The following is an 11,724-nucleotide window of genomic DNA, read 5'->3' on the forward strand; positions in this document are numbered from 1 at the left end:
TTTACCAACATCATTTGACAAAGAGCCGGAATTAGATGGTTAAAAACTATTAACACTATGCCACCGTCTTTTTAACGGGTCTACATTGGGGACTATGTTAGCGCATAGTTCCTTTCCTTTATATTAGCTTAAGTTGTTGAGTCTTGCAAGTAAGCTGTATATGTACGAACAAAATTATGCAAAGAGGTTGGGACAGAAGTGTTTAACTCCGAGAAATAAGAAGAAATGAACGAAAATTGCTTTTCAAATTTTTGTGAATTTCGGCTTATTTAAGAAGGAGTTACTTCTGCTCCCACCGTTTATTCGAGAGTCTGTGGCAAAACTGATTTTTAGTTTTGTCCACGCTCTTTTTAAAGTAAGGCGAAGTTCTTTGTCTTTATCAATAACACATTTCGAGGAAAGAGAATCAACATGGATGACTGGTTTTTGAGATAAGGTTTTCTTACGTTTTAGGATAAAGTTTGAAGGACTGGTAAACATAGATTTTTAATAGGCTGTATGCTAAACTGGATGAGATTATGGCTCTTTTTAGAGAAATGTGGAGGGAAAGTATGTTTACCAATGAATTGAAAATCATGTTGTATGTCGATGATGTAGAAAAAAATACAGCGTTTTGGACAGCTGTCGGCTTTAAAGAAATAGATCGTCAAGAAATGGATGGCACATTGATCGTTGAGGTGGCTGCCACAGAAGGTGCTTCGACATCTTTCGTGTTGTATGATCGTGCGTTCATCGAACAGCATTCACCTGAAACGGCTGGAAGTTCACCTTCTTTGATGTTTTATAGTCAAGATATTTTCGGCTTATATAAAAAGATGCAAGAATACGGTGTTACATTAGGTGACCTTATTCGTATTGGTGAAGAGTATGTCTTTAATTTTGCTGACCCTGACGGCAATTACTTTGCTGTGACAGGAAAAGAATAAACGATCGCTCTATTTGTGAAAAGTAGACTGCCAAGGATATATGTTGGTGGTCTTTTTTTCCTGTTTTCCACAGGCAGACTGTGATTGAGTGTACGGGTTACAATCTAGTATGTAGCGTAAAATTTTGTGGTCAACTACCAAATAAAAAACAATAATTATATTATGTAAACTTTGGGTTTGAACAGTAATACACAAGCATAAAAATCGTCAAAGTACACTTCCTTTTTTATACTATTTTGGAAGGAATAGAAGGAAGGAAGAAAAAAATGAACTACCAAGTATTACTCTACTATAATTATACGACAATTGCTGATCCCGAAGAGTTTGCGAAAGACCATCTTGCTTTTTGCAAGGCATTGAATCTAAAAGGCAGAATCTTAGTTGCGCATGAAGGAATCAATGGCACTCTTTCTGGAACGATCGAAGATACAGAAAAATATATGGAAGCGATGAAGGCAGATGCTCGTTTCTCAGATACCTTTTTCAAAATCGATCCTAGTGAAGGGCATGCGTTTAAAAAGATGTTTGTTCGAGCACGTCCGGAACTTGTTTCACTTAAATTGGAAGAAGATGTCGATCCCAAAGAAATAACGGGTGCGTATCTTTCACCAAAAGAATTCAAAGAAGCAATCTTAGACGAAGATACAGTAGTGATCGACGCAAGAAATGACTACGAATATGATCTTGGTCATTTCCGCGGTGCTGTTCGCCCAGATATCCGCAGCTTTAGAGAATTGCCAGAGTGGATGCAGGCACATAAAGAAGAATTTATGGAAAAACGTGTGGTTACTTATTGTACCGGAGGGATTCGTTGCGAAAAATTTTCTGGCTGGCTTGTCAGAGAAGGCTTCAAGAATGTTGGCCAACTTCACGGCGGCATTGCAACATATGGTAAAGATCCTGAAGTCCAAGGAGAGTTGTGGGATGGAAAAATGTATGTCTTTGATGAACGGATCGCAGTAGATATCAATCAGGTCGACAAGCAGATTGTTGGGAAAGATTGGTTTGATGGTACACCATGCGAGCGCTATATCAATTGTGGCAATCCCGAATGCAATCGGCAGTTCCTCACATCTGTTGAGAATGAAGAAAAACACTTGGGTTCTTGTTCTGTTGCCTGTGCACAACATCCTCAAAATCGTTATATCAAAGAACATCAACTAACGAGCGAAGAAATTGAAGCGAAGCTGTCTGTTTTTGCTTAAAATCATTTATTAGAAAAACGGAGAACGAAGCTGTAAGAAACAAGAGAAAAATCAGGGATTTCACTTTTTGAATTTTCGAGGATCTCAACATTTAAAAAGGGATATTCGTTCCAGTATTTAGTCAGTTTAAGAGGAGGAGGAAAAGTATTTTTTTACTTTTGAATCTTCCTCTTTTTCTGTTCTCTGATAAAAATATGAGCTATACTGAGGAGCAAAGGAGGGGAATGAAATGAAACCTTATATTTATGCAATCGGTGATGTCCATGGAGAGTATGATCTTTTTCAAAAACTTGTTGCACACTATGATCCCTCAATCCATCAACTGGTTATGCTGGGTGATTTAAATGATCGCGGTCCACGTACAAAAGAGTGCTTTTTATTAGGAATGAAATTGGTAAAGGAAACGAATGCGGTCTATCTTCGTGGTAATCATGAAGAATACTTTTTACAATTTCTCCAAGCACCGGAAGATTGGTACGCTCCCTACGTACGTAATGGGGGCAAAGAAACGTTTGAAAGTCTGTTGCACCCAGGAGCTACAGAAGAATATTCCCCAACCGAGATTGCCATGATGATCCGTTCGAGATATCCTGAGTTGATCGATTTTTTGTGTGAGCGTCCGCTATATTATGAGTGGGAAGAGTACTTATTTGTTCATGCAGGCGTTGATTTAACAAAAAAAGATTGGCGACAAACAAGTGATCGGGATTTTCTATGGATTCGAGAACCTTTTCATACAGGAAAAAACAATACAGGGAAAATGATCGTCTTTGGACATACCATCACACCTATGTTGCATGGTGATATGCAGACGACTGATTTATGGTATGGTGACAATCTGATCGGTATTGATGGTGGGGCAGTCTTTGGTGGTTCATTGCATGGCGTTGTTTTTGATCAATCAGGGATCGTTCAAGATATCGAATATCAGAATAATGAAGGCAGTTGGAGAGGCTAGAAAACCAGAAAAGTGACAGTTGTTTTGTGTCGCTTTTTTGTTTTATGATCAGTTCCTATAAAATATGATAAAATAGAAAGGAACTATATTTATTTGGCATTCTTGGTGACGGTCACGAGTAAGGATGTCTCTATTTGCAAAGGAGTTTTTTAATGACGGAGAAATTAAATCAAACAATTGTTCAGCTTGTTCAAAAAGAACTGGCTGATTATCATTCAAAACAGTTAGTAACGGTCTTGAATTTATTAAATGAAGGAAACACAGTGCCGTTCATTGCACGTTATCGTAAGGAAATGACGGGCAGTCTCGATGAAGTCCAAATTCGAGAAATCGAAGAACGATATGCGTATTTGGAAAATCTAGAAAAACGTAAAACAGAAGTTATTCGATTGATTGATGAACAGGAAAAACTAACACCAGAGTTGGAAAAGGCAATCACTTTGGCAGTGAAGATGCAGCAAGTGGAAGATCTTTATCGTCCTTACAAACAAAAGCGGCGTACCAAAGCAACGATTGCAAAAGAAAAAGGTCTTGAACCTTTTGCACAATGGTTGCTCCAATTCACGCAAGGGGATATTCGCGAAGAAGCGAAAAAGTATCTAAGTGAAGAAAAAGAAGTACAAAGCGTAGAAGAGGCACTACAAGGTGCGCATGAGATCATTGCTGAGCAAGTCAGTGATGACGCAAAATTCAGAACGTGGATCCGCTCATACACTTACAACAAAGGGCTGTATGTCAGTGCTGTCAAGAAAAAAGAACTCGATGAAAAAGGCGTATACGAAATGTACTATGATTTTTCCGAGCCTATCCATAAAATTGTTTCTCACCGTATTTTAGCAACTAATCGAGGAGAAAAAGAGGATATCTTGAAAGTATCATTACAAGTGGATGAATCGGCGGTGTTGTCTTATTTAGAACGCCAAATGATCAAAGATCCAGATTCACCTGCGGCTGTTGCGGTAAGGGAAGCATACCAAGATAGTTACAAACGTTTTATTCAGCCTGCCATCGAGCGTGAAGTACGTAATGAACTGACAGAAAAAGCAGATGAACAAGCCATTGCGATTTTTGGCGAAAATCTCCGTAACTTGTTGTTACAGCCACCGTTGAAAGGCAAAGTTGTTTTAGGGTTTGATCCTGCTTATCGTACAGGCTGCAAGTTGGCAGTAGTAGATGCCACAGGTAAGGTTTTGGCAATCGAAGTGATCTACCCACATAAACCAGCAGCACAAGCAAAAAGAGAAGCGGCAGGACCGGCTTTTGTCAAATTGATCAATCAGTACAAGGTAGATATGGTAGCGATAGGAAATGGCACAGCTAGTCGTGAATCTGAGTTGTTCGTCGCAGAACAGTTAAAAGCAGCTGACCACAAGGCATATTATGCGATTGTCAACGAAGCTGGTGCATCGGTCTATTCAGCCAGTGACATCGCCCGTCAAGAGTTTCCCAATCTACAAGTAGAAGAACGTAGTGCTGTCTCGATTGCTCGACGCTTACAAGATCCACTAGCAGAACTAGTGAAGATCGATCCAAAAGCTGTTGGAGTAGGGCAATACCAACATGACGTCTCTCAAAAACGATTAGCCGAACAATTGGATTTCGTGGTTGAAACAGCGGTGAACCAAGTGGGTGTCGATGTCAATACAGCGAGCCCGCAATTATTGCAACACATTTCTGGATTGAACAAAACAACAGCTCAAAACATCGTGACTTACCGTGAGGAAAATGGTGCTTTCGATACGCGAACACAATTGAAGAAGGTGCCAAGATTAGGACCGAAAGCTTATGAGCAAGCAATCGGATTTATCCGTGTGCCTGGTGGGAAAAATGTATTGGATAATACAGCGATCCATCCTGAAAGCTATATTGTAGCCAAAGAGATTCTAAAAACAAATGGGTTGTCTGAGAAAGAGTTAGGGAAAGCGGAAGCCATTGAGATACTTTCGCATTTATCCGCTACTCGTTTAGCTGAAACACTGACTGTAGGCGAAGAAACCTTAGCTGATATATTAGATGGACTGACTAGACCAGGAAGAGACATGCGTGATGAAATGCCAGCACCATTGCTTCGTTCAGATGTTTTAAGCATGGAAGATCTAAAACCTGGCATGGAATTGAAAGGGACAGTTCGTAACGTGATCGATTTTGGTGCTTTCGTCGATATCGGGGTCAAGCAAGATGGATTGGTCCATATCTCTAAATTAAGTAAAAAGTTCGTCAAACATCCAACTGATGTCGTTTCTGTAGGTGATGTAGTCACTGTTTGGATCGATCAAGTCGACACGAACAAAGGACGAATCAGCTTGACGATGCTTTCTCCTTATGAGGAATAAACTGTGACTCAAGAAGAATTGCAACAGTTGGTTGAAAAGATCTCAATAGAAAGTTTCCATTTACCTTTTAGGCATCGCGCTGTTTTTAATGCTCGGTTAAGGTCCACTGGTGGCCGTTACCATTTAAGCGATCATCATCTAGACTTTAATCTCAAGATGTTCAAAGAGGTAGATGAAAAGACAAAGATCGGGATCATCAAACATGAATTGTGCCATTATCATTTACACTTAAGGAACAAAGGCTATCGTCATCAAGATGCCGATTTTAAGAACCTTTTGAAAAAAACTGGCGGTATTCGTTATGCGCCGAGAGTATCTACCAATCAGGTCAAAAAAATCGAATGTTACGAATGTCAAAATTGTTCAGCACTCATTTACCGCAAACGAAAAATAAATACAGAACGTTATATCTGTGGAAAATGTCACGGAAAATTAGTATGGAAAGAAACAAAAAATGTAGCAGAAAAGTCATGCTGATGGGGGAAAAGAATGGATAAACAGGCAGAAAACTATCAAGACTGGAACCAGCTGTTAACTTTTTTAGCTGACAAGAGTTCTAGCCAAATAGATGAGGCTTCTTTAGTGATTCTAGCGGGTAACTGCTTACCCATATTAGCGGATAAGGCAGCAGAACTTTATCAAAAAGGGCAAGTGAAGAAAATATTTCTTGTTGGTGGCATCGGACATGCTACGGCAAAACTTCATCGTAATTTTGAGAAGCTGGGGATTTTTTTAGATCCAACATTAAGTGAAAGTGAGATGTGCTTTCAGTATCTCAAAGAAAAATATCGGCTCCCAAACGAGGCATTCCTTTTAGAAACTGCATCTACCAATTCAGGTGAGAACGCCCGCAACGCCTTAGCAATATTGCGTCAAGAGGGAGAACTTCCTCGCCAAATCTTACTGATGAACGATCCTACTTTGCAAAGAAGGACAAAAGCGACTTTTGAAAAAGTATGGCAAACAGAAAATGTCAAATTTATCAATTATGTTCCTTTTGTGCCTCAAGTGGTCGCTATTGGGGAAGAAATTCAGTTTACTCAGCCAGAGTTGGATGGCCAATGGTCAAAAGAATACTTTTATGCACTGGTTCTAGGGGAAATGGTTCGCTTGAAAGACGATGAAAATGGCTATGGACCAAATGGCAAGGGCTATATGAATCACGTAGAAATGCCTGAAACAGTTTGGTCAGCTTATCGGCGGATCACTGCTCAATTCGATGAGCGATTCGTTGGGTAGGTCATAGTAACGAAGGTTAGTCAAAGAATGAAAAGTTCCATCATTTATTTCTGTTTTTTGACAGCCAATACGATTTGGTCCTCTTCGAATAAATTTGGTTGAAATTTTCAAAGGTTTATAAGATAATGGGTGTCGTGTTGAATATAGTGAAAAAAATGGATGATAGTTAAGAGAAGAGGATTCAAATGGAAAATCAAAATAAATTGTATCATTTCGTTGGTATCAAAGGATCAGGAATGAGTTCCTTGGCTCTTGTTTTACATGAACAAGGTTTAAACGTGCAAGGATCAGACATTGAAAAATATTTCTTTACTCAAAGAGATTTAGAAAAAGCAAATATCAAAATTTTACCTTTTAATGCGGATAACGTAAAACCAGGGATGACAATCATTGCTGGTAATGCTTTTCCAGATACACATGAAGAAATCCAAAGAGCGAAGGAACTAGGGTTAGAAGTTGTTCGCTACCATGATTTCATTGGAGATTTCATCCAAAATTACACTAGTATCGCTGTTACTGGCTCACATGGGAAAACTAGTACGACTGGTCTGCTTTCCCACATGTTGACAGGTATCCGTCCAACGAGCTATTTGATCGGAGATGGTACAGGTCATGGGGATCCTCAAGCCGAATTTTTTGCGTTTGAAGCATGTGAATATCGCCGTCACTTTTTGGCTTATTCACCTGATTATGTCATCATGACAAATATCGACTTTGATCATCCTGATTACTACACAAGTATCGATGATGTGTTCACTGCGTTCCAATCAATGGCTAAACAAGTCAAAAAAGCAATTTTTGCCTATGGTGATGATGCGTACTTGAGAAAATTGGAAGCTGATGTGCCGATCTATTATTATGGTGTATCTGAAAATGATGATATCCAAGCACGTAATATCGAACGAACAACAACTGGTTCCGCTTTTGATGTGTATCATGGCGAGGAGTTTGTTGGACATTTCGTCGTTCCAGCTTTTGGAAAACACAACATTCTAAATGCACTAGGTGTGATTGCGGTCGCTTACTTTGAAAACTTAGATATTGAAGAAGTCGCAAAAGAAATGCTGACTTTCCCAGGTGTGAAACGTCGTTTTAGTGAAAAAATCGTTGCCGATATGACTGTAGTTGATGACTATGCGCATCACCCAGCAGAAATCAAAGCGACGATCGATGGTGCACGTCAAAAATATCCTGACAAAGAAATCATTGCAGTTTTCCAACCACATACATTTACACGTACGATTGCGTTGATGGATGAATTTGCTGAAGCACTTGATCTTGCAGATAAAGTATATCTTTGCGATATTTTTGGTTCAGCACGTGAAAAACAAGGCGATGTAAAAATCGAAGACTTAGGAGATAAGATCAAAAAAGGCGGACAAGTCATCAAAGAAGACAATGTCTCTCCTTTATTGGATTATCATGATGCAGTGATTATTTTCATGGGTGCAGGAGATGTCCAAAAATTTGAACAAGCCTACGAAAAATTATTGAGCAGTACAACAAAGAATGTTTTGTAATTTCTTGAACATGGATTATTCGATCCAAGAAGGGGTGTGACGATATTTCGTCGCATCCTTTTTTTGTGCAATTAGTTAACTAATGCACAAATAAGCGATTTATTGAAAAAATCCATTGGCAAAGGGGATAACTAGTAGTATTCTTAACTAAATAAAATGGTTTCAAATAACTATAACTAGTGGAATAAGAATCGGTATGCTTGGTAGAAATAAATGTTTTTTGTTCCTTAGAATGAAGGTGAGGGAAAGAATGAATTATCCATTATTAGCACAAAAAATGCCACAGCGCATCAAAAAAGTTTGGCAAAAAAGTATATTCTTAACTAGCGCTATTTTCGTATTATTGGGTATCATCATGTTTGGGATACTCCGTTATTTACATCAACTGTCAGCACTGTGGGGTAGCATACTCATTGGCTATTTTCTCATCGTATTGATTGTGACTATTCTGAAATTCATCCTTGTTCCTTATCGTTATGAATTTCATCGCTATGAGATCACCCCAGAAGACTTGGTCTTTCAAAAAGGGTTTATTTTTCGCTCAACGACCTATGTCCCAATCAATCGAATCCAACATGTCGAAACGGAGCAAGGACCTTTCCTACGCCAACAAAACCTGATTCAAATTGCAATCCACACGGCTGCCACCACCCACCGATTAGCTGGTTTAGATATGGAGGAAGCACAAGCTTTGCGTCAGCAGATCATCGAATTAGTGAAGGTGGCGAAGGAAGATGTCTAAAAAGATTCATTATCACCCGTTGACCATTCTTCTCCATATTTTATCTGCATTAAAAGCGTGGGTACCATTTATAGTCATCGGAATTTTCAGGAATGGGCTCAAAGATGGTTGGGAGATGCTTTTGATTTTTGGAGGAGCCGCCATGTTGCTTAGTATGTGGGCCTGCGTAAAATACTTCTTTGAGTCTTATACGATCGATGCAGATAAACTGGTGATCTATGAAGGAATCATCCGAAAAAAGGAAATCGAGGTAACGTATGAACGAATGCAGGCAATCAAGCAACGCCAATGGTTCTTTTTGGTTCCCTTTCATGTCGTAAGTCTACAGATCGAGACTGCTGGAGGAGAGAGCAAACCAGAAGTCAATATTCCAGCCATACCGATCCGGGTGTTCAATGAAATCGAACATTACCGGCAGCATGCAAACGACAAACAAGAAAAAAACTTTCCTGAACAGCAAGCAGAGGAAGCGGTTATTGAGAAGAGTCCGCTTTACGAAGAACAAGCTGTTAAATATCAATTAACGAATCGTCAGATCTTTCTGTTTGGCATCACGGATCTAAGTGTGTTTATGGGGATTTTCGTTGTGTTATTGACAATCGAACGGTTTATGTCAAAAGAGTGGGTCGATGAGGTTGCAGATGTGACGATCTCGGCTGTCCAAACTGGTGGACTGTTCGTTGTGGCATTCGGAATTTTATTTATGGTCGTTGCGATGCTTTTTGCAATGATCAAAAGCATGATTACGTACTATCATTTCAAAGTGAGCTATTTCGAGAAAATATTGACGATCGAACGAGGATTACTTGAAAAGCATGTTCAAAAGATTCCACTCAACAAAGTGCAAGGGATTCGAATCAAGCAAAATATATTGAGAAGATTACTTGGAATCTCATCAGTGGAATTGATTTTAGCAGGTGGACAAGAACAAAAAGAAAATGCAGATAACACAGCTAAAGTCCTGCTCCTACCAATAATCAGTGAAAGCGAATTGTATCCGGTGTTACAAATGATCTATGCTGATTGGCAAATGGCAAAACCAACCATACAAGCTGTTTCACGAGGACGCTGGCTTTATTTTTCCCGCTGGTCCATCGCTGTGCTATTGCCACTAGCAATCATTTCTTTTTTCTTTTACTGGTGGTTGGGAACGATCCTATTGTTGGGGCTATTCTTTGGCACAGCAGCGGACTTACTGAATAGCCATAATCAAGGATTGGCTTTTCTTTCAGAGTCGCGACTTTGTATCCAAAATTACCAATATTTTACAAAAGTCCAAACATTTATTGACCGAGCAAAAGTCCAATCGATCGAAGAAACCAGTACGCCTTTTCTTTACCGTAAAGATTTAGCCCATCTTAGTTTGCAGTTGAGAGAAGGAAATGGGCGTCTAAATGTCAAATTACGCTATATGAAGGGGAAAGATATCCACCGAGTCACTCGTTTTTTTAGAACTGCAGTCTAAGAAAAAGCGAATCATTTTCGGACCAGCAGGATTCTTAAGTATATCTAGTGTTTAGTTAGTGGAACTTGCCTTTTCTGTTTGTTTTGGTACAATGAGTAATGATTAATATATAAACTGGAGGGTTTTTATCTTGAACATAGGTAAACCGCGTAAATTAGGAAAAACAATCAATGAAATCGAGGAAGGAGACTCGTTATCTTTAACAGAATCGATCGAAGATAACCAGTTATTGTTATATCTAGGTTTGACAAATGATGCCAATCCTTTGTATATCCAACATGATTTTGCTCAAAAAACAGAATACCACCAACCAATCGTTCCATCGGTGATGTTGATGGGGATCATTACCAGTGCAATCTCGAAACATCTGCCTGGGCCAGGTTCACATGTCGTCAATTTTTCTGTGAATTTTATTGAACCAGTTTTCCATTACGAAACATTGACTTTTCAGTTTGAGGTCATCAAAGTAGACAAAATGAAAAATGTAGTAACAATTTCTGTGGAAGCAACCAACAGTGTCGAAAATCGAGTATTAGATGCTGTAGTAATGGTTCAACCAGCAGAAGAACCAGAATTAGAAATTACACTTGAAAGTGAAGGTGAATAATATGAACAATCAAAATACTATGGCAGCAGGAATCAATCGATTTTATGCCAAGGTTTATGCTTTTCTAGGTGGAGGGCTTGCATTGAGTGCTATCGTGTCTTATTTGACACTTCAAGTTTTCCCTTACCAAATCGCTTCATTCATCAACAACTTCCCGTTAGGATTTATGGGGCTGTGGATCGTAGAGTTGATTTTAGTCATGGTTCTCGGAGTGAAAGCACAAAAGAATCCTAGCTTAGCTATTGGTGGCTTTGTCGCTTACTCATTGCTAAATGGGCTGACATTGGCTGTTACATTATCCTATTATGATATCGGCAGCATTACCAAAGCATTCATCACTGCTACAGGTATGTTTTTAGGGATGTCAGTTGTCGGGATGGTCACGAAGAAAGACCTAAGCGGCGTTGGTCGTGCGGGAATGGCTGTATTGATCGGCGTGATCATCGCAATGGTATTGAACATCTTCATTTTGCGAAGCAGTGCAGTTGAATTATTCATCTCGCTTCTGCTTGTGTTGATTTTTGCAGGGATCACGGCTTATGACAATCAAAAAATCCGTAGTATCTATGTGCAAAGCAATGGAACAGCCCACAGTGGGATCGCCGTCTTCTTGGCACTACAATTGTATCTCGATTTTATCAACTTGTTCTTAGCCTTTTTAAGAATTTTTGGTAAAAACAATTAACAATAGAAAAAACGTATTTAACAGGGGTGTGACAAAAATCTTGT

General features: G+C 39.3%; 11 protein-coding genes. All 11 read left to right on the forward strand.

Annotated features, from left to right (window positions below; all coding sequences use genetic code 11):
• Positions 1-551 precede the first annotated feature (551 nt).
• Complete coding sequence (locus ED2_RS04600) at positions 552-926, forward strand: VOC family protein (protein WP_016176533.1); 375 nt, start codon at positions 552-554, stop codon at positions 924-926.
• Between the two features lie 266 nt (positions 927-1,192).
• A complete protein-coding gene (gene trhO, locus ED2_RS04605; protein ID WP_005879890.1) occupies positions 1,193-2,131 on the forward strand; it encodes an oxygen-dependent tRNA uridine(34) hydroxylase TrhO in 939 nt (312 codons plus the stop codon).
• A 229-nt stretch (positions 2,132-2,360) separates the two neighbouring features.
• Positions 2,361-3,089 (forward strand): metallophosphoesterase family protein, encoded by a 729-nt coding sequence (locus tag ED2_RS04610; RefSeq protein ID WP_016176534.1) that lies wholly within the window; start codon positions 2,361-2,363, stop codon positions 3,087-3,089.
• Between the two features lie 152 nt (positions 3,090-3,241).
• Positions 3,242-5,422 (forward strand): Tex family protein, encoded by a 2,181-nt coding sequence (locus ED2_RS04615; protein ID WP_016176535.1) that lies wholly within the window; start codon positions 3,242-3,244, stop codon positions 5,420-5,422.
• Between the two features lie 3 nt (positions 5,423-5,425).
• Positions 5,426-5,899: a SprT family protein gene (locus ED2_RS04620; RefSeq protein ID WP_005879884.1), complete on the forward strand. Its 474-nt coding sequence runs from the start codon at positions 5,426-5,428 to the stop codon at positions 5,897-5,899.
• Positions 5,900-5,911: 12 nt separating this feature from the next.
• On the forward strand, positions 5,912-6,661 hold the full coding sequence (locus tag ED2_RS04625) for a YdcF family protein (RefSeq protein WP_016176536.1): 750 nt from the start codon (positions 5,912-5,914) through the stop codon (positions 6,659-6,661).
• A 185-nt stretch (positions 6,662-6,846) separates the two neighbouring features.
• Positions 6,847-8,181, forward strand: coding sequence for a UDP-N-acetylmuramate--L-alanine ligase (murC, locus tag ED2_RS04630; RefSeq protein ID WP_005879880.1), 1,335 nt, complete (start codon positions 6,847-6,849; stop codon positions 8,179-8,181).
• 250 nt (positions 8,182-8,431) lie between these two features.
• Positions 8,432-8,923, forward strand: coding sequence for a PH domain-containing protein (locus ED2_RS04635; protein WP_005879878.1), 492 nt, complete (start codon positions 8,432-8,434; stop codon positions 8,921-8,923).
• Positions 8,916-10,388 carry a PH domain-containing protein gene (locus tag ED2_RS04640; RefSeq protein ID WP_016176537.1) on the forward strand — a complete coding sequence of 491 codons (1,473 nt, stop codon included), beginning with the start codon at positions 8,916-8,918 and terminating at the stop codon, positions 10,386-10,388. The genes ED2_RS04635 and ED2_RS04640 overlap by 8 nt, the downstream gene beginning before the upstream one ends.
• Before the next feature lie 130 nt (positions 10,389-10,518).
• The gene (locus ED2_RS04645) at positions 10,519-10,995 is read left to right on the forward strand and encodes a MaoC/PaaZ C-terminal domain-containing protein (RefSeq protein WP_005879875.1); all 477 of its coding nucleotides are present in this window, start codon (positions 10,519-10,521) and stop codon (positions 10,993-10,995) included.
• 1 nt (position 10,996) lies between these two features.
• Complete coding sequence (locus ED2_RS04650; RefSeq protein ID WP_016176538.1) at positions 10,997-11,680, forward strand: Bax inhibitor-1/YccA family protein; 684 nt, start codon at positions 10,997-10,999, stop codon at positions 11,678-11,680.
• The last annotated feature ends 44 nt before the right edge of the window (positions 11,681-11,724 follow it).

It is taken from the genome of Enterococcus durans NBRC 100479 = LMG 10746 (assembly GCF_001544215.1).
Taxonomy (GTDB): domain Bacteria; phylum Bacillota; class Bacilli; order Lactobacillales; family Enterococcaceae; genus Enterococcus_B; species Enterococcus_B durans.